Raw genomic sequence first — 18,181 nt, 5'->3', positions numbered from 1 at the left:
GCTAAATGGCTTGAAAAGACCATGCCTGTCCGTATACTGAAAGCAGAGAACGCCAACGATGGCGCAAGAGAAAGGAGGCACGCTGTGTACCGAATTGCCGTGCTGACAAGCAGCAGGGCGCAGGAAGCTTTTCTGGCAGAGCAGATCTCGCGGTTCTGCGTCGAACATTGCTTGTTCCCGAAAATGGACTGTTACCACGATCAGGAAAGCTTTTTTGAGGCTGCACGCAACGAGCCGCTGACAAATGCCGTGATTGCCCTGCCGGGGGTCGATGGATTGAATGCAGTAGAGCATCTGCGCGCGCTTTGTCCACAGACACGCATTATCTGGTGCAGCGATCTGGATTTTTCGCTCCATGCCTTCCGGTTGCGTGCAGACTATTTTCTGCTGGAGCCGGTGACCGAAGCCGCCTTGCGGCAGGGATTCCGCATCTGGCTGGATGGAAAAAATCAGGCGGAGCAGCACTGGTCTGACCGCAACGAACACAACAAGGAGAACGGTTTATGAAAAAGAGAAACATCGTCCATTCTGCGTTAAGCCTGTCGCTGACCGCAGCATTGTGCCTTTCCATGGCTGCCTGCGGCGGAACACAGACGCCGGCAGACAGTGCTGCCGCTTCGCAGCCCGCTGCCCCGTCCGCTGCGGTACAGCCCTCTTCAGCGGAACAAGCCTCTGCGGCGCTGCCGGTAAAGGCTCTGAACCCCAAGCAGGTAGAGGAAAACCCTTACATGGCCAAGAGCGATGCAAACATTCATCACGATGGCTACAACACCGACTCGACGGATGAGATCCTGCCGCTTGCGATCTATCCCGAGATCAACGTTTCCTATGAGACAACGAATGCAAATGCTTCTCCCGCTATCTATTTTGACAGCTACGGCCATGCCGTTGTGCCGCTGCTGGGCGGCATCGCCATCCGAGACCTGAACGCCGAAGAGACAAAGACGCTCGGCTATTTCTCCCCCAAACAGCATGACGGCGGCGGTTACGTTATCCAGAGCTCCTATACCTTCCTTGACGAATCCAACCGCATCGTCTGCCCCACGAGCAACAACCATGTGCTGATGCTCCGCGCAACGGATGAAAACGGCAATGTTCTGCCGGAATTTGAAAAGGTGCTGGACATTGATATCAAAGCTGCTGCCGAGGCCGCGCTTGGAAAAGAACTGACGCAGAATCTTCTGTCCGTGGTCTTTGACTATGACGGAAACCTCTGGTTTGCAACGGGAGGCTTCCGCATTTATCCGCAGCGCCAGCAGCAGGGCGTCATCGGCTATATTGCCCGCTCGGCCATTGATGCGATCCTGAACGGCGAGCAGACAGACCTTTCAAAGGCTGTTTTTGTCCACGAACTGACCCCCGGCGAGGGCGCTGAAAACGGCATCGCCGCCTCCAAGGATGGCGCGGTGGTCCTGACCAACCAGAACTGCTATCTTCTGCGCGCAGAAGAAGGCGTAGACGTTGTATGGTGCACGCCCTATGAGAGCGCGGGTGCAAAGGTGAGCGGCGAAGGCGATAAGACCACCGGCGGCGGTCTTGCGTGGGGCGGCGGTTGCTCGCCCACGCTGACACCGAACCTTGTGCTGTTCACGGATAATCAGGACACTGTAAACCTTCTTGCACTCGATATGAAGACCGGCGAGGTCGTGGCAAGCACCCCGGTGCTGGATGACCTGCCCGAGGGCTATCAGGTAGCCGTTGAGAACTCTGCCATCGTCTATGACGACGGCAATGGCACCGTCAGCACCATCGTCTGCAACTGGTTCGGTGCGGGCAATGCAGGTCTGGCTGATCCCAACAACGACTCCTCCATCCAGAGCTACGCCAATATTTACGACCAGAACTGGCTCATGAAGGGCAACATCATGATCGCCCCTGGCATCGAGCGCGTGGACACCGTAAAGACCGCAAACGGCTACGAGATGAAGAGCGTCTGGTGCCGGAACGACCTGAGCGACACTTCCATCCTGAAGCTTTCCACCGCAACGGGCTATATCTACGGCTATGTGCAGGATGTGACCACCGGGATGTGGCAGTACATCATTCTGGATTTTGAAACCGGCGAGACTGTTTTCACGATGGATGTTTCCAACAAGTACGGCTATAACAACATGGCCATTGGAATGTATGCCGGCAACAGCGGCAATGCGCTCTACTGCCCGACAGGCTATCTGGAACTGCTTCGTTTGCAGGACCGTTTCGTTTATCTGCCCGAAATGCCCTACCGCAAGGTCGATCTTGATCAGGCAGCAAGAAATGTCCTCTCGCAGGAACAGTTTGCGCAGGACGGCGGCGAAGGCACCGTTGCAAGCTGGCGCAACACTGTGACCGTCCGCAACGTACATCCCAACACCACGGTAGCTTTCCGCATGAATAACCTGTCCGGCAGCACCTCCGGTCTGACCCTCTACGCCTATGGCGTGGACGGCAAGCTGGCAAAGGTCGATCCTGCACTGTGGTCGATCACAGACGAGGACGGCGAGGCTGTAACGGAACTTACCGCCGGTACGCTCTATGAGCTGCGCGTGACCGTCGCCGATGGCGGCGCTCTTGACCTGAGCGAGACGGAAAAGGAAATCAGGCTCTCCGTTGTACTCGGAAAATAAACATAAAACGCCCGCCCACCGTGTCCAAATCTCCACGGTGAGCGGGCGTTCCGCTTCCTTTTGAAGGCAGACCGGAATGGCGATTTTGCAAAGGGTCCTCATAAAGTCTGACATGGCAGCCTCCTTGTGCTTTCCCGTTCCACCAGCTCCACCGGCAGAACGATGCCGGCATCGCAGGGGGGTGCCGTCCCGCAGGGCTTCAAGGCGGCGGATGGCAGTCCTTGCCCGGAGCGCCGCATCCTGATGAATGGTGGTCAGAGCGGGAACGCTTTCCCGGCTTGCCAGTGTATCATCAAAGCCAATGATCTGCACATCCTCCGGGACGCGGATGCCCTGTCCCTGCAAAAATCGCATAAATTCCAGCGCATAGTGGTCGGACACCGCAAATACCGCCGTGATTTTTTCAGAAAAAAGGTGGGGAAGGTTCTCACTGTAAAACGCCATTCTCTCCCTTGCCGCAGCAGGGACCTGCCAGAATGAAGTTTCTCCCGGCGCAAAGGCGCTGCGGAAACCGTCTATCCGCTCCTTGTCCATTATACCGTTTTCTATCAGTACATTCCACTACTTTATGCGGTCACATGGGTGGCATTCTCTTTCACCGAATTGATTGTCTCCATCAGCTCACTGCCTGTTTTGCCATCAAACAGGCGGGTAAACAGAATGGGCTGGTCAAAGGGTGGTTTCATCAACACCGCTTTGCTTTCCACATAACCGTTCTGCTCGATGTAATGAATGACCTTCTGCACGAATGCGATCTGCTTTGCATTCAGCGATTCGTCATTGATAAATTTTGAAAAGGCCTGCATGGCAGCATCGTGGTCCAGCTTTGCCACTTTACGCACCAGCAGACCAAAGGGTGTATCCCGAAACTCCCGTGCATAGTCCTCTTTGCTGCCCAGCTCACAGGTAAAGATATGTTCCAGCTCGGTGTAGTCGCCCTGAGAAAGTGGAATGTTCTGGGTCAGCTTGTGGATGGCCAGCGTATCGCTGCGGTGCTCCATGATGTAGCGGTTCACACGTTCCCGGTACTCGCCGAAATCGTAGCCGGAATCCAGCGCTTTGCCCTCGGTCTGTTCCAGTACCGGGTCGGCAAGGGCCGTGTAGACAGGCTTTTGCCCTTCTACACCGTCCACCAGAAACTTGATGAGTTCCCGCAGTTCCTGCCGCATTTCCTCAAAGCGGAGCAGATCATGCGAGGTCAAAAATTCGTCTGTCTGCACCTCCCGGATGAGGGGCAGCTTTGCCTGCACCTGCGGGATGGTAGCCTTCCCTTCCAGCATTGCCGCTGTATTGCGCAGCTGTTTCTGGGCGCGGCCCAGCCCCGGCAGACCTTCCAGTTCACAGAGCAGCAAGCCATACACAAAGTTATCGAACCGCTTGGCGGCTTCATCTTTGTCGTCCAGCGAGATGAGCGGTGCCACCTCTTTCATCAGCGTCCCCTTGTCCGTTTCGGTCAGGCTGACAAAGGCTTCCGGCTTCTGGTAGCGCTCCACGGCCTGTCGGTGCAGCCGCACGGATACCAGCTCCGGATTCAGCGCTCCCACTTCGGCACGGCAGGTCTCCGTTAAGATCTTGCGCCAGTTCTGGTATTTTTCGTCCCCATAGGCTCCATCCTGCAGCGCGGCGGCGATCCGCACCTGCTTGCAGAAAATGCTCTCGGACAGACTCTTGGTGTCCGCGCTCTCGTAGCCGTTGGGTTTCTGACGGAAAAATTCAAAGTTGCCGCAGTAGTCGAAGATCAGAAAACGCCGTTTGCCCGTATATTCGCCGTCGATGGCATCCACGCAGGCAAGGGATGGGCAGAGCCGTGTACCACGGCCGATCATCTGCCAGAACTTCGTTTTGCTGCGTACTTTTTTGAAGAATACCAGATTCACACACTCCGGCACATCAATGCCCGTGTCCATCATATCCACCGAGACCGCAATAAACGGCGGCTTGTCCGGCTGTTTGAAGTCGTCAATGATGGACTGCGCATAGGCGTCGTCGCAGACCACCCGCTGGATGAATCCCGGGTACTGGGTCTCCAACTGCGGGTAGAGCTTGCCGAAGCGTTCCCGAATAAACTCCGCGTGGCGCTTGTTCTGGGCAAAGATGATGGTTTTGCCGATGCGGTCGCCGCCTGCCGTCTGGATGCCCCGTTCCATCAGATCTTGCAGCACCGTGTCCACGGTGTTGGCGTTGAAGATAAACTTATTCAGCTTTTCGGATGGGATGAAGGTGGGCAGGGTGTCGTCCTCGGCAAAATCGTCCTCGTAACGAGCCTTATCCTCCGGTGAAAGCTGGTCGTAGTGGATGCCCTCTTCTGTGAATTTCGTCTTGACCTCGTAGTTGTAGTAAGGCACCAGCACATGGTCGGTGTAGACCGCCGTATCGTAATCGTAGGCGTAGGTGGGGATGCCGTGTTCCATCTCGAAAAAGTCGTAGGTGTTGCGGTCCACGTCGGTTTTCGGGGTGGCGGTCAGACCCACCAGAATCGCATCGAAATAATCAAAAATAGCGCGGTATTTCTTGAAAATGCTGCGGTGGCTCTCGTCCACGATGATAAGGTCAAAGTGGGCGGGCGAAAACAGCGGCACGCCGTCCTTGGTCTTGGCGTTGTCGATGGCGTTGAGCATGGTGGGATAGGTGGAAAACACGATGCGCGCGGCCTTATCGTCCTTAGAGGAGCAAAGGTTGCACAGCGACTGGTCCGGCAGATACTTTTTGAAGTCGTCCTTCGCCTGCTTGACCAGCGCAGTGCGGTCTGCCAGAAAGAGCACGTTGGTCACATGACCGCCCCGGCTCAGCACATCGGTCAGGCTGGATGCAGTGCGGGTCTTGCCCGTGCCCGTTGCCATGACCAGCAGATTGCGCCGGAAGCCCTGCGTAATATGGGCGCAGACTGCCCGGATGGCGTTTTTCTGATAGTAGCGGTCGGTGATTTTGTCATCAATTTCGATGGTATCCAGCGGTTTTTTCTCGGTGCGGCGGTTCATCAACTTCTGCAAGTCGTCCTTGCAGAACACCCCGCTCACGGCACGCTGCGGGCCGCTCTGCTCATCCCAGAAATAGGTGGTGTAGCCGTTGGTGTTAAACAGCATCGGACGGCGGCCGAATTTCTGCTCCAGACAGTCTGCATAAAGCTGAGCCTGCTTGCGCCCGATGTTGGGGTCTTTGGTGCTGCGCTTGGCTTCAATGACCGCCAGCGGCAAGCCGTCCTTGCCCATCAGCACATAGTCCGCATAGCCCTTCTGCCCCAGCACGCCGTTCATGTTGTCCACTTCGTACTCGGTGCGCACATCGGCGTCCGGCCCGGTGAATTTCCAACCCATGGCCTTGAGGTCGATGTCGATGATCTTCTGCCGCGTTTCGGCCTCGGTCAGGTCGGCGGCGGTGAAACTGCGGCTCTGCTGGTTCTGCTGTTTGCTGGCCGTGTATGCCGCCGAAAGGCTCTCCACCTGCTTGCGCAAGGCTTCCAATTCGGCATCCTTCTGGGACAGTAAACTTTCCTGTTCCCGGATCTTCTTTTCGTCCAGTGTTACCTTTTCGCCGGGGATGGCTGTCTCGTCAAAGGAGCGCTCCACATAGTCCGTGCCGTAGCAGTAATCCACCCATTGGATGAAATCGAACAGCCCCCGCAGGCTGAACACTGCATCCGCCGCCGACACACTATGCCCCGTATGTACCGCCAGATTGCCCGCCTTCACGATGCTGGGCAGCACGCTCCACACATTGCGGTCCACCGCGAAGCGGAAACTCGGCTCGTGCAGCAGGGATTGCAGGTTGTCCTTGTAGGGCATCGTGATGGTTTTATCTGCCGCATACACCCACTTCACCGCCAGCTCCAACGCCTTCCGACACCCCACCGCGCACATCGCCGGGGAGGTGGAGAACACTTTCTCGGCCTCGATGGCAGAATTGGCGAAGAGGGAATATTCGGGGCGGGTGGAGAGATAGGAGAAGTTGGACATAAAAGTATACTCCTTTATGTAGAATAATTATTGGCAGTATTTCAGTAATTCTGGAAATTTATCGCTGGCATCTCGGATCATCCAACGCTTAAATGCAGCAAAGGGGGCATTCCACTTTAATTTCATCATAATGGACAGTTCACAGTCTTTTTTATCCTCACCATCTGCAAGATTATAGCTTTTAACACAGTCTTGAAATTCGTCAAGCTCTTTTGATAATCTTTCTCGAATAATTTTAGCCTCTGCTTTTTTCTGCGGTGTTGTACCATAGTACACTTCATTCATCAAATCCGCCGTATTCTTTGTTTCAAGGCTATCATCCAGTGCCACGATATCCAACCGATCTTCTTCAAACAGTTCACGGTATCTGTGGAATGCAATTTTTTTGTCCACGTCTGTTCTTGTACAATCTAAGATCGGCGTATATTTATCATTTTTTATATTGTTACAATGAGCGCAGGACAGGAACAAATTATTCCAGTCAAACATCAAATCGCGATTTTGGCGATGCGGTATAAGATGCTCAATTTGAAGGTCACTCAATCCCTTCTGTTCGCATAGGTAACACTTATGCGCAAACATAAGTCCTAATGCTTTGTTCACCTCTTCCGTTCTATACGTTCCGCTTGGCCGCACTTTTTCTTTGCCCAACGATTCAACAGCTGCTCTAGCTTCTGGGCTGTCCGTCCGTTCGATTTTAACCATCAGGACACCTTCTTTTCCTCGATTTTAGCAAGAACGCTCTCTGCATTTTTCAGTTCTCTTTTCAGATCTGCGCGTTCTGCACGTTCTTCATCGGAAAGGTCTGTGCGGTCATAAAGCTCCTGATAGCGCTTGGCTTTCTTCTGCAATTCATCAGAGAACGCCGTTGCATCCAGATAACCTTCTGCAATATCATCAACTGAATACGAAGAGAAATCTGTAAACTGCACCTGCTTTTCTAAATCATAAATGCAGGCGTTGCTGATAGAATTAAGAATATAAGCCGAATGTGTAGTAATGATAAATTGGATTCTCGGGAAAAACTCCGTTAAGAAAGGCAAAATCTTACGCTGAAGCTCCACATGAAGGTGTGTCTCCAATTCATCAATGAGTACAATGCCTTCCACATCATACTGGCTCAACTCGCCCTTTAGCAACCAATTGCGATCCATGCGGAGAATCAAATCGGCTACAATTCCAATAATGGCAGAATAGCCATCAGAAAGCTCATCCAAGCTATACGGATTTCGACCTTTCTGTTCAATTAGAAAATTATAGTTTTTATAGTCATATATCAATCGGATGCTGTCATCGCTCAACAATACTTTTAGCGCATTTTCGAAGCGGGAAAACCATTCCGCGATTTTCTTCTCGACACTTAAATCATTTTCATTCTTTGCATATGCCTGTTGAGTTTTGAGATGAACCATATATTTCAGCAAAATATTTTCTGGTGTATCATCCAAACTGTATTGATTTTCTAGTTTTACATCTTGAACTCCCTTTGCGCGATGAATCACTGTCTTTCTGTCTGCCGGAAAGTAAGCAGTTACAAATTCTCCCTGGCTATATAAACGGTCTAAGCCTACTACATTTGAAACGTCTACTTCTACTCCAGAATTATACTTTGCAAATGTTTCGGCAACAATTTTTTCAAGTTCAGAAAGCTTATCATTCGATTTATAGGATCTCCGAATACACAATTTCTGATAGACCCCATCATCGATTGCCTGCAGATAATCTTTCATCGCCTGCAATACCGAAGTTTTACCGGAGCCATTTTTACCAGTCAGGATAAGATGCTGACGCTTTTCAGGGTTCAGTTTGATTTCAATGTCTTTTAGATGTCGAACCTCATTGATGTGGACACTTGTAATAAAATGTTCCATAATATCACCTCTGACCGTTGCATAATTGCTTAAATGTCTGCCACATTGCAGCATACGCTTCTGCTCCAACCAGTTCTTTTAGCAGTTGCTCCCGAAGCTCAGGTTTCAGCTTTTGAATCGAGTTCTTTGCCTTGATTGCATCAAACTTTGCATTATTGTAGTCTCTTTCTTCTTCAAAAGTCATCATCGTATGCTCCTTTCGTGGTAAAATGTTCTGTTTAACGTTATTATACCGCTAAACTCCACCATTGCACACCCTTTTACCCAAAATATTCCTGCATCAGTGCCTTTTTCATCAATTCAAGCTTTTCAAGGCTCTGCTGTACAGTCTGCTTCTGTTTGTCTACACGCTCTACAAAGGCGGCAAACTGGTTTTGTAATTCAAGCGGGGGAAGAACAACGTCGAACTGTTTAGCATCTGCCACATTAACATGAGGAACCGTTGCTCCTACATTTTTCTCATCTGCCTGTCTTTTCACACGGTCAGACAATATAGCATATAAAACATACGCGGAAATGCATTTTGTTTTATTAGGTCTAAATAGCATTACTCGTTGGCCAAGACAGAACTCATACCCATCTGGAATAATTGCCGCATTTCCATATGTTCCTTCTCTTCCATACACAATATCTCCGGGAACCGGTTTCAAGCTTTTAATTCGTTTCTGATACTCTTCTTCTGAAACATATTTCATGCTATCCCAGTCAATATACCCCTTCTTTATTTCCGTTGTTCTAATCGCAGGGTGTTCAAGATTTCCTTCGTATTTTGGCGTAGAATGCGGACAGTCAACTATCTCGGAGCAAATATCATTTAATGATGTATTTGGCCACGAACTATTTTCAAACATCTCCACAAACCGTGCCTTTACCAGCTCGTCCAGTTTATCAAGCTGCTGCTTGCGGAGAGAAATCAAACTCGTTACTTTATCAAGGATTCCTGCAATTTCGCACTGCTTTTCATACGGTGGCAAGTAAAATGGCAACGCGTCAAAAACGGGCTTGGTCAAATGCTTCATTGTTGCGCCATGTGCATCGGATGCAGCGTTTTCCAGAATCAAACCTACCTGATGTACGAAAAAATCTTTTGAGATTCTTTCTTTATCAAAAACAACCTTGAAAATATGCTGATTTAATACTGCCTTTTCTCCATACCAAACGTATACGCCAAGACTGGCAGACCATGAAATCAAAACATCTCCATCGTTTACTTCATATTTGGATGCGTATTCACCATTATAACGGTTTGCCTGATACGAATTTCCGGTCAAGTCCTGAATCCGAATAATTGGAATACCTTCGTCTGACCAATCTTGTGGTTTGAAGGCATATCCATTTATGTATGTTGCAATATCTCCCAACTTCGCCATCACACCATCTCCTCCAACTCTGCCAAACCTTTGGTGATCTCCATTTCCAGCTCATGCAGGTCGGCAAGGATCTCCGTGGTCGAGGGGTACTCCACCGGCACATACTCGGTCTCTTTGTACTTATTGATGGATAAATCGTACCCGTTGGCGGCAATTTCCGCTTTGGGCACAAAGAAGCTCTGCTCGGTGCGCTTGCGGTCAGTTTCGGCGTCGAGGTTCTGAAACCGGGCGAGGATGTCCGGGATGTCGTTTTCCTTCACCTCGGTGCGCTTGTCGTCCAGCGAGAAGCCGTCGGCTTTCATATCGTAGAACCACACCCTGTCGGTGCCGCCCGCGCCGGTCTTGGTAAACACCAGCACCGCTGTGGACACGCCTGCGTAGGGCTTGAACACGCCGGAGGGCATGGAGATGACCGCCCGCAGCTGGTGGTTTTCAATCAGTTCCTTTCGGATGCTCTGGTGCGCCTTGCTGGAACCGAACAGCACGCCGTCCGGCACGATGCAGGCACAGCGTCCGCCGGTTTTGAGCATCCGCAGGAAGAGTGCAAGGAACAGAAGCTCCGTCTTTTTGGTGTTGGTGACGGCCTTCAGGTCATCGTTGATGCTCTCGGCATCCACAGTGCCCTTGAACGGCGGGTTTGCAAGGCAAACGGTGTACTTGCTGCAAATGGAGTTTTGCTTCGACACGCTGTCCTTGTAGTCGATCTCCGGGTTCGTGATGGAGTGGAGCATCAGATTCATGGCCGAAATGCGCAGCATGGTGCGGTCCGTGTCAAAGCCGGTGAACATCGGGCCGGCAAAATGCTGCCACTGCTCCGGGGTCATGCTGTCCTCGTAGTGGGCGCGGAGGTACTGCGCACTGGACACCAGAAAGCCCGCCGTGCCGCAGGCGGGGTCGCAGATAAAGTCGTCCGGCGTGGGCTGCACCAGCTCCACCATCATGTCGCGGATGTGCTTGGGCGTGCGGAACTGGCCGTTCTGACCCGCTGTTGCCAGTTTGCCCAGCATATACTCGTACAGATCGCCCTGCATATCAAGGTCGGCGATGTCGTGGGTGTAAAGATCCTCCAGCCCGGTGATGATCTTTTGCAGTACCTGTGGCGTGGGGATCAGGAACATGGCATCGTCCATATACCGCGCAAAGGCGGTGTTGCCCTCGTCCGGACGGGTGGGGTCGTCTTCGATTTCCACCAGCTCACCGTTCGCATCAAAGTCCGGCAGACGGCCATACTTCATCTTTTTGATGGCCGGGAACACCCGCTGCTGCATGGTCAGGAAAATTTCGCGGGAGTCCTTGTCCTTGAAGCGGCTCCACCGCATAGACTGTCCTGCCGCGCTGGCCGGGAAGATGTGCTCCATCTTTTCGCCCGCCATGTTTTCAAAATCTTCGGTGGCAAGCTCTTTCTCGTCCAGTGACCGGATGAACATGAGATAGGTCAGCTGTTCAATGACGGTCAGCGGATTGGTGATGCCGCCTGCCCAGATGTCCGTCCAGATCTTGTCTACCTTATTTTTAATGGCTCCTGTTACCATGCGTTCCTCCTGAATGTTTGCCAATCGCAAACGCTTTGCATCTTGAATTTTTGTTGATAATATCACAATTTTATTATAGCAGTGTACGATTATATTTTCAATGTAGAGCGTTTAACGGAAGTGCTTTCTTGATCGCAAGGCAAAAAGTTAGTGGAACGTTAAAACAGCAATTTGCGATATGCAATTCAACGCTGTTGCTGTTGCATGAAGAAGTTGAATTGCTATAAAACGGTAAAGTGAATTTTATCTGCTTTGCCATTTTTTCTTTACGTCTGGACTCCAACATGCTTTTGTGCTATTCAGCGATTCCATCGCGCAGCCTGCGCTCTGCTTACCAACTGATGATCTCCGGCGGCGATGTGAAAGCGGTACAGGGCACAACGGGCCATGCCAGCGCTAATCTTCTGGTCAACACCTATGCACACATCCAGCAGGATTCCCGTAAAAAGCTGGGTAAAAAGTTCGAGGAAGGCTTCTACAAGCCGGGAGCAACACTTGTGCAGGCTGCCCCGGTTGAAGCAGAACCGACTATCTCCGTGTCGGCTCTGTTGGAGCTTCTGAAGGACTCAGACCCTGCCGTAAAAGCGCAGCTTCGCCTGGCTCTGCTGACCTGAATTGCAAAAAATAGCACGAATTGCAGAGTAATTCACAGACTTACTCCATCTGACACGAAAAATGCGGACCGTGCAAAAACCGTGCAGAGACCGTGCAAATGGCGTATAAAAGGAAAATCCCACGAGGAATCTTACGATTCTTCGTGGGATTTTGGTGCGCTCGAGGGAACTCGAATCCCTGGCCCTCTGATTAAAAGAATCCAAGGTGCATCATTCGTCAAATTTCAAAAGTTCGAAGAAGCATTATTTTTATCGCATCATCGCAAAACACGCCTTTGTACACACCGCATTGTTTGCATACAGTGTAATACTTCGCAACCGTTATCCAGCTATTCAGGTGTGCAAAAAGTGTGCAAAAATGTGCAGACGGGCAAAACAAAGCCCAATGGACAAATCAACCACCGGTTTTATGGCAGGGTTTAGGACATCCAAACAGACACCATTTGATGTAGAAATGAGGTTCACCATGAATAAACTGCTTACCTGCCGCTTCAATATGGACACCAACCGGGTGGAAGCCCGGTTCGAGGATAGCACCACCCTTGCCATCGACTGCATCGCCGTCGAGGATGAGTACGGCAACACCCCGGCACAGCGGGCAGAGCTGGACTGGCTGCTGTATAATAAGCCCTTGGAGTACGCCCAGCTTGTGCTGGGTGGGGAGGTGGAGCATTATCTGTCGCTGGGATGTGACCACGGCAGGCTGGAAGATTAATAGTATAAATACAAAAACGACCACCTACTACACCAAGCCGGTGCAACAGGTGGCCGTTCTTTCATTTACAGATTCTCGCTAAAGAACTTCTCCATAGCGGCAATACTCGCTTCTTCATCGCCGCCCTCGACAGTCACTGTCACGGTATCTCCTTGCTTGATCCCCAATCCCATGACTGCCATCAGCTTGGTTGCCACAGCGGACTTGCCTGCTGCATTCTCCAGCGCGACAGTGCTGTCCAGCACCTTGGCCGCTTTTACCAGCAGACCAGCTGGACGCGCATGGATGCCAGTCGCATCCTGAACTATATAACTGAACTTCTTCATTTTCTTATCCCCATCATTTTCCACACACAAAAACGATTATTTCTGCACCTTCACCGGGCGGTCCTCAAAGCCCAGTGCCGCAGTGACCAGTGCGGACACAACGATTGCAACTGCAATTGCGATAGCCATAGCCCACATGGTCTGCTGGAAGATCGGCAGAGCCAGAATCGTGGAGTAACCATATACGTAAGCCGTTGCGCCCAAAACACCAGCCACGATACCACCAGTAGCGGTGCCAGCCATGATGCCCAGCATAGGACGCTTGAGGGGCAGGTTTACGCCGTACAGAGCAGGTTCGGTAACACCGGCAACAATGCAGCCAAAGGCAAGACTCAGGCACTCAGCGCGGAACTCCTGATTCTTAGTGCGCAGCGCAACACCGAGGCAGGCACCACCCTCTGCCATGTTGTGCAGGATGTAGGAAGGACGGAAGAACACATCATAGCCGGGGTCCGCAAAAGCCTGAACCATGAACGGAGTAACAGCATGATGCATACCGGTCATGACCAGCCACGGCATAGCGGATGCCAGCAGTGCGATGGCAACGGGGCCAAAGGTGGCAGATGCCCACAGGAAGAACTTGACTACAACACCGCCGACCAGATCGCCCAGAGGTCCGAGGACAGTCACGCCTGCAATATAAGTGATGGTCATGGTGCCTGCACCGACCAGAACCGTACGCAGAATACCGGGAATGATCTTAGTCAGGAACTTTTCACAGTAGCAGGCAAAGATACCAATGAGCAGTGCCGGCAGCAGCGTGCTGCTGTAGGACACCTTAGTGACCGGCAGCATAAAGATGGTAACAGGACCTTCCTTCAGCATAGCGATGAAGTCCGGGTAAACCAACGCAGCTGCTACGCTCATGGCATACAGCGGAGTGCTGCCCAGCTTTTTGGCAACACCATAGGCCACGAACACCGGCATGAAATAGAACGGTACGTTTGCCAGCTGACTAAGTAAAGTGTATGCAGAAGCATCTTTGAACGCAGGCCATACCAGTGTTGTCAACAGCAGGAACACTTTCAGCATACCGCCCGAAACCAGACCGGGAATCAGCGGAGTGACCGATGCAGAAACAAAGCCGACAATATTGTTTGCAATGCTCTTGGCGTTCTTCTTTTCGGGCTTGGAAGCCTTCTTTGCAGGGACTTCATCCGGGACTGTGCCGCCTGCCTTATTGCCAGCAGCTTCATATAACTTGCTGGCTTCGGTATACACAGGGATCACATTTTTGCCGAAAACCATCTGAAGTTCGTCAGTGGTGAAAACAACGCCCAGAACGCCCTCGCACTTTTTGATGGCATCCACATCTACTGCGGATTTATCTTTGATGATAAAACGCAGGCGGGTAGAGCAATGAGTTACGTTGGTGATGTTCGAGGTTCCTCCGCTCAACTTAATGAGTTCGGATGCTACTTTACGGAAATCCATAAAATACTTCCTTTCGTTTTTATCTGTTGACTTTCGGGCAAATCCTTAATAGACTATAAAAAAGAGGTTTATTGCGTATAGGAGGGTTTTCTCATGATTATCGAGCAACTTTCTGATGAGAAAAAATTCACCGCAACGGAAAAGAAAGTCATCGAGTTCATTCAGGAGCATCCACGTGTTGTGACCAATCTTTCGTTGGATGACCTTGCTTCGGCTTGCTTCACTTCACAGGCTTCCATCATCCGCCTTTGCAAAAAACTGGGTGCGAAGGGGTTTGCAGAGTTCAAAGTTCAACTTGCATCGGAATTGAGCCTGTTTGCAAAGGATAATCAGGAAATTTCCGTAGATATCCCGATCGAACCGGATTCCAATAGCCAGACAGTTGCAAAGACTTTTTACAATCTTTCTCTCCGCGCCCTTGAATCTACGCTGAACTCGCTGGATCACGTTGCCTTACAAAAAGCAGCCCGGCTACTTGCCTACTCCGACATCGTTCACATCTATGGACGAGGCGAATCTCTAATTATAGCGGAAGATTTTCACTATAAGCTCATTCGTATCGGTATGAACTCCGTGCTGGAAACGCAAAACGGTTTTCAGGAAGCACGCAGCCATGTGCAGAACCCTCATATCCGGGAAAGCGCACTGGTGATTTCCCAATACTGCAACAGCCCGCAGGTACATTACATCATTGATGAACTGATGAGCGCCAATATTCCGTTTGTTCTGGTAACAGCGGCGGAAAAAGCATGGCCTTATGACAAGTTCGCACAGGTCACACTGCGCATCAGCTGCACGGAAAGCCGCTATAAGATGGGCAGTTTTGCTTCCCGGACTGCGTTTCTTTATCTGCTGGACTGTCTGTATGGTACGATGTTCTCTCTGAATTACGAACAGAACAAAGAGAATCTTTCGGCTTTCGCTCAGCGCAAAGTGGAGCGCGGCTACTATTACACCTACCTCCCGGACACAGAAACCAATTACTGAACCTCTACGCGGTTTACGCCGTCCTGCACGGCAGCTTTCTTTACAGCTTCCGCCACCGCAGTTTTTACGTTAGCATCAAAGGCCAGCGGCAGAATGTTATCCGTGTTCAGTTCGTTTTCGGGAATCATATCCGCAATGGCGTGTGCTGCTGCGATTTTCATACCCTCGGTCACACGAGAAGCACGAGCATCTAGCACACCACGGAACAGACCGGGGAAAACCAGCACGTTGTTTACTTGATTGGGGTAGTCGCTGCGGCCAGTGCTGACCACCGCTGCACCAGCTGCCTTTGCTTCTTCCGGGAAAATCTCCGGAGTAGGATTGGCGCAGGCAAAGACAATGGCATCGTGATTCATGCTCTTGACCATTTCCTGCGTCAGGCAGTGAGGAACACTGGTCCCGATAAATACATCCGCACCACGGACGGCTTCTGCCAGACCACCGCTGACCTTGCGGGGATTGGTGATCTCGGCCAGTTCTTTCTTGTGGCCTGCCAGACCAGCTGCACGTCCCGGAATCAGAATGCCGTGTTCATCTACTGCAATGATATCTTTGACGCCCATGCTCATCAGCATCTTGATGATTGCTGTACCAGCAGCACCGGGGCCATTCTGTACAACGCGGATGGTTTCCATTTTTTTGCCCGTCAGCTTCAGCGCGTTGATAAGAGCCGCACTGACTACAATTGCAGTGCCGTGCTGATCATCATGGAACACCGGAATATCACAGACTTCCTGCAATTTGCGCTCGACCTCAAAACAACGGGGCGCGCTGATATCCTCCAGATTGATGCCGCCGAAACTGCCAGCCAACAAACTGACTGTGTGTACGATTTCGTCTACATCTTTGCTGCGGATACACAGCGGAATAGCATCCACATCACCGAAGTCTTTGAACAGAATACACTTGCCTTCCATGACCGGCATACCGGCTTCCGGGCCGATATCACCCAAACCGAGAACTGCCGTTCCATCGGTCACAACTGCAACCGTGTTCCAGCGGCGGGTCAGTTCATAACTCTGTGCCGGGTCTTCTTTAATGGCAAGACAGGGAGCCGCAACGCCGGGAGTGTAAGCAATCGACAGGGCTTCCCGTGTATTGGTTTCCGTGCGGGTGTGCATTTCCAACTTGCCACGGAGCTGACGATGCAGCTCCATTGCTTTTTCTGCATAGTCCATTTTCGCTTTTCTCCTTTACAGTTCCTGTCCATTGGTACGGATCACGTTCTGATAATAAGCGAAGGAATCTTTTTTTCTGCGTTCCATGGTCCCATGTCCTTCGTTGTCACGGTCTACATAAACGAAGCCATACCGCTTCTTCATTTCGCCGGTGCCCGCGCTGACGATATCAATGGGGCCCCAGTAGGTATAGCCCATAATGTCTACTCCATCCCGCAGAGCGTCCCGCAGAGCCATCAGGTGCTGGCGGAGATAGTCAATGCGGTAATCATCGTGAACGATACCGTTTTCGTCTGGCTCATCGATCTGTCCCAGACCATTCTCCACAACAAAGAGAGGAATTTGATAGCGGTCATACAATTCATTCAACGTAAAGCGCAGCCCCAGCGGGTCAATCTGCCATCCCCAAGGCGTTGTTTTCAGGTAGGGGTTCGGTGTCCCCTGATCGCCGCCGGTATCGCCATAGAACGGTGTTCCATATTCATGGGTGGTGGTGCGGTAGTAGCTGAAGCCGAGATAATCAGCAGTGTACTTCCGCATCATTTCTTCGTCCCCCGGTTCCATCTCCACATGAACATCTTCTTTGTCCCAAATGTCCGCCATGTAGTTGGGGTAATAGCCGCGAATCATGATATCGCCGTACAGCAGAGAGCGGCGGCGCAGCTCCATAGTTTCAAACACATCTTCCGGGCGGCAGCTGTGCGGGTAAACGTTGCTCAAAGAAAGCATGCAGCCGATTTTGGCATCAGGAATGATCTCATGACACAGCTTGATGGCCAGCGCATTTGCAACAAACATATTGTGGCTCGCCTGATATACGACCTGCTGATGGTTCTCACCTTTCTTGAAGAAGATACCGCCAGCCGCACCGGGCATTCGGCGCATATTGTTGATTTCATTGAAGGTCAGCCAGTATTTGACTTTGCCCGCATAGCGACGGAACACGGTTTCGCAATACTTGGCAAAGAAGCCAATCAGCTTGCGGCTGCGCCAGCTGCCATACTTCTTGACCAGATTAGTCGGGGTCTCATAATGGCTTAAGGTCACAAGCGGCTGCATTCCGCGCTTGAGCATCTCATCAAACAGATCATCGTAGAATTGCAGTCCCTTTTCATTGGGCATCTCGTCATCGCCATTCGGGAAGATGCGTGACCAGTTGATAGAGGTACGGAACACTTTGAAGCCCATCTCCTGCATCAAGGCAAGGTCTTCTTTGTAGTGATGATAGAAGTCGATTGCTTCATGAGTCGGATAAAACTGTCCGGGAACCAATTCAGGGTCATACCTGTGCTTGATACCGTGTGGGAAACCGTCCGAGATGTCCAGACCTTTTCCATCTTCGTTGTAAGCACCTTCGGCCTGATTTGCCGCAATCGCGCCGCCCCACAGAAAATCTTCGGGAAAGCTATTTTGTAAAGATTTCATCAGACACATCCTTTCATTTGTTGTCCGCTGCCATAGCAGCTTTCTTGTCTGCATTGTACCGAACGCACGATAAAACATCAATATCGTTGACACCTTTTGTTTCTTTTCTTCACAAAATTTCAAAAAAGCGTACCATAGAGCTTTCATTTTGATACTTAAGTTGCAAAGTA

Annotated in this window: 15 protein-coding genes and 1 pseudogene; 5 read left to right on the top strand and 11 right to left on the bottom strand. The window is 51.2% G+C overall.

The genetic code is table 11. The annotated features are described in order from the left end of the window. Nucleotides 1–21 precede the first annotated feature (21 nt). Together ACKXF9_RS03555 and ACKXF9_RS03550 are read left to right on the top strand one after the other, a co-directional pair. Nucleotides 22–507, top strand: coding sequence for a response regulator (locus ACKXF9_RS03555; RefSeq protein WP_418265322.1), 486 nt, complete (start codon nucleotides 22–24; stop codon nucleotides 505–507). Then, the gene (locus tag ACKXF9_RS03550) at nucleotides 504–2,606 is read left to right on the top strand and encodes a hypothetical protein (RefSeq protein ID WP_418265321.1); all 2,103 of its coding nucleotides are present in this window, start codon (nucleotides 504–506) and stop codon (nucleotides 2,604–2,606) included. Before ACKXF9_RS03555 ends, ACKXF9_RS03550 begins: the two co-directional genes overlap by 4 nt. A 189-nt stretch (nucleotides 2,607–2,795) precedes the next feature. On the opposite strand, the pseudogene ACKXF9_RS03545 reads toward ACKXF9_RS03550, so the two are convergent. The 7 genes and pseudogenes from ACKXF9_RS03545 to ACKXF9_RS03515 all read right to left on the bottom strand — a co-directional run. Beyond that, a pseudogene (locus ACKXF9_RS03545) lies at nucleotides 2,796–3,050 on the bottom strand (substrate-binding domain-containing protein); the annotation flags it as partial. Nucleotides 3,051–3,172: 122 nt separating this feature from the next. Beyond that, nucleotides 3,173–6,559 carry a DEAD/DEAH box helicase family protein gene (locus ACKXF9_RS03540; protein WP_418265320.1) on the bottom strand — a complete coding sequence of 1,129 codons (3,387 nt, stop codon included), beginning with the start codon at nucleotides 6,557–6,559 and terminating at the stop codon, nucleotides 3,173–3,175. 27 nt (nucleotides 6,560–6,586) lie between these two features. After that, on the bottom strand, nucleotides 6,587–7,264 hold the full coding sequence (locus ACKXF9_RS03535; protein WP_418265319.1) for an HNH endonuclease: 678 nt from the start codon (nucleotides 7,262–7,264) through the stop codon (nucleotides 6,587–6,589). Continuing rightward, nucleotides 7,264–8,430, bottom strand: coding sequence for an AAA family ATPase (locus ACKXF9_RS03530; RefSeq protein WP_418265318.1), 1,167 nt, complete (start codon nucleotides 8,428–8,430; stop codon nucleotides 7,264–7,266). The genes ACKXF9_RS03535 and ACKXF9_RS03530 overlap by 1 nt, the downstream gene beginning before the upstream one ends. Before the next feature lie 4 nt (nucleotides 8,431–8,434). Then, nucleotides 8,435–8,617 carry a hypothetical protein gene (locus tag ACKXF9_RS03525; protein WP_154260016.1) on the bottom strand — a complete coding sequence of 61 codons (183 nt, stop codon included), beginning with the start codon at nucleotides 8,615–8,617 and terminating at the stop codon, nucleotides 8,435–8,437. 73 nt (nucleotides 8,618–8,690) lie between these two features. Then, on the bottom strand, nucleotides 8,691–9,800 hold the full coding sequence (locus tag ACKXF9_RS03520) for a restriction endonuclease subunit S (RefSeq protein ID WP_418265317.1): 1,110 nt from the start codon (nucleotides 9,798–9,800) through the stop codon (nucleotides 8,691–8,693). Continuing rightward, complete coding sequence (locus ACKXF9_RS03515; RefSeq protein ID WP_418265865.1) at nucleotides 9,800–11,332, bottom strand: type I restriction-modification system subunit M; 1,533 nt, start codon at nucleotides 11,330–11,332, stop codon at nucleotides 9,800–9,802. Before ACKXF9_RS03515 ends, ACKXF9_RS03520 begins: the two co-directional genes overlap by 1 nt. 236 nt (nucleotides 11,333–11,568) lie before the next feature. On the opposite strand from ACKXF9_RS03515, the gene ACKXF9_RS03510 reads away from it, so the two are divergent. Together ACKXF9_RS03510 and ACKXF9_RS03505 are read left to right on the top strand one after the other, a co-directional pair. After that, a complete protein-coding gene (locus ACKXF9_RS03510) occupies nucleotides 11,569–11,946 on the top strand; it encodes a hypothetical protein (RefSeq protein ID WP_418265316.1) in 378 nt (125 codons plus the stop codon). Between the two features lie 466 nt (nucleotides 11,947–12,412). After that, complete coding sequence (locus tag ACKXF9_RS03505; protein ID WP_418265315.1) at nucleotides 12,413–12,661, top strand: DUF6061 family protein; 249 nt, start codon at nucleotides 12,413–12,415, stop codon at nucleotides 12,659–12,661. Nucleotides 12,662–12,726: 65 nt separating this feature from the next. Here the strand turns inward: ACKXF9_RS03505 and ACKXF9_RS03500 are convergent, their stop codons facing one another. Both ACKXF9_RS03500 and ACKXF9_RS03495 read right to left on the bottom strand, forming a co-directional pair. After that, nucleotides 12,727–12,987, bottom strand: coding sequence for an HPr family phosphocarrier protein (locus tag ACKXF9_RS03500; protein WP_418265314.1), 261 nt, complete (start codon nucleotides 12,985–12,987; stop codon nucleotides 12,727–12,729). A gap of 36 nt (nucleotides 12,988–13,023) precedes the next feature. Then, nucleotides 13,024–14,421, bottom strand: coding sequence for a PTS transporter subunit EIIC (locus ACKXF9_RS03495; protein ID WP_418265313.1), 1,398 nt, complete (start codon nucleotides 14,419–14,421; stop codon nucleotides 13,024–13,026). A 93-nt stretch (nucleotides 14,422–14,514) separates the two neighbouring features. On the opposite strand from ACKXF9_RS03495, the gene ACKXF9_RS03490 reads away from it, so the two are divergent. After that, complete coding sequence (locus ACKXF9_RS03490) at nucleotides 14,515–15,408, top strand: MurR/RpiR family transcriptional regulator (protein WP_418265312.1); 894 nt, start codon at nucleotides 14,515–14,517, stop codon at nucleotides 15,406–15,408. On the opposite strand, the gene ACKXF9_RS03485 is transcribed toward ACKXF9_RS03490, so the two are convergent. Both ACKXF9_RS03485 and ACKXF9_RS03480 read right to left on the bottom strand, forming a co-directional pair. Continuing rightward, nucleotides 15,402–16,586 carry an NAD(P)-dependent malic enzyme gene (locus tag ACKXF9_RS03485; protein WP_418265311.1) on the bottom strand — a complete coding sequence of 395 codons (1,185 nt, stop codon included), beginning with the start codon at nucleotides 16,584–16,586 and terminating at the stop codon, nucleotides 15,402–15,404. The two genes, ACKXF9_RS03490 and ACKXF9_RS03485, sit on opposite strands and share 7 nt — an antisense overlap. Before the next feature lie 15 nt (nucleotides 16,587–16,601). Further along, nucleotides 16,602–18,011 carry a glycoside hydrolase family 1 protein gene (locus ACKXF9_RS03480; protein ID WP_418265310.1) on the bottom strand — a complete coding sequence of 470 codons (1,410 nt, stop codon included), beginning with the start codon at nucleotides 18,009–18,011 and terminating at the stop codon, nucleotides 16,602–16,604. Nucleotides 18,012–18,181: the final 170 nt, after the last annotated feature.

This window comes from Faecalibacterium sp. 9, assembly GCF_048320955.1.
Taxonomy (GTDB): domain Bacteria; phylum Bacillota; class Clostridia; order Oscillospirales; family Ruminococcaceae; genus Faecalibacterium; species Faecalibacterium wellingii.
This window is presented reverse-complemented; position numbering and strand designations above follow the sequence as displayed.

Coding starts and splice junctions, on each gene's coding strand:
- ACKXF9_RS03555 (WP_418265322.1), top strand. CDS start 22: ATGCCTGTCCGTATACTGAAAGCAGAGAACGCCAACGATGGCGCAAGA.
- ACKXF9_RS03550 (WP_418265321.1), top strand. CDS start 504: ATGAAAAAGAGAAACATCGTCCATTCTGCGTTAAGCCTGTCGCTGACC.
- ACKXF9_RS03540 (WP_418265320.1), bottom strand. CDS start 6,559: ATGTCCAACTTCTCCTATCTCTCCACCCGCCCCGAATATTCCCTCTTC.
- ACKXF9_RS03535 (WP_418265319.1), bottom strand. CDS start 7,264: ATGGTTAAAATCGAACGGACGGACAGCCCAGAAGCTAGAGCAGCTGTT.
- ACKXF9_RS03530 (WP_418265318.1), bottom strand. CDS start 8,430: ATGGAACATTTTATTACAAGTGTCCACATCAATGAGGTTCGACATCTA.
- ACKXF9_RS03525 (WP_154260016.1), bottom strand. CDS start 8,617: ATGATGACTTTTGAAGAAGAAAGAGACTACAATAATGCAAAGTTTGAT.
- ACKXF9_RS03520 (WP_418265317.1), bottom strand. CDS start 9,800: ATGGCGAAGTTGGGAGATATTGCAACATACATAAATGGATATGCCTTC.
- ACKXF9_RS03515 (WP_418265865.1), bottom strand. CDS start 11,332: ATGGTAACAGGAGCCATTAAAAATAAGGTAGACAAGATCTGGACGGAC.
- ACKXF9_RS03505 (WP_418265315.1), top strand. CDS start 12,413: ATGAATAAACTGCTTACCTGCCGCTTCAATATGGACACCAACCGGGTG.
- ACKXF9_RS03500 (WP_418265314.1), bottom strand. CDS start 12,987: ATGAAGAAGTTCAGTTATATAGTTCAGGATGCGACTGGCATCCATGCG.
- ACKXF9_RS03495 (WP_418265313.1), bottom strand. CDS start 14,421: ATGGATTTCCGTAAAGTAGCATCCGAACTCATTAAGTTGAGCGGAGGA.
- ACKXF9_RS03490 (WP_418265312.1), top strand. CDS start 14,515: ATGATTATCGAGCAACTTTCTGATGAGAAAAAATTCACCGCAACGGAA.
- ACKXF9_RS03485 (WP_418265311.1), bottom strand. CDS start 16,586: ATGGACTATGCAGAAAAAGCAATGGAGCTGCATCGTCAGCTCCGTGGC.
- ACKXF9_RS03480 (WP_418265310.1), bottom strand. CDS start 18,011: ATGAAATCTTTACAAAATAGCTTTCCCGAAGATTTTCTGTGGGGCGGC.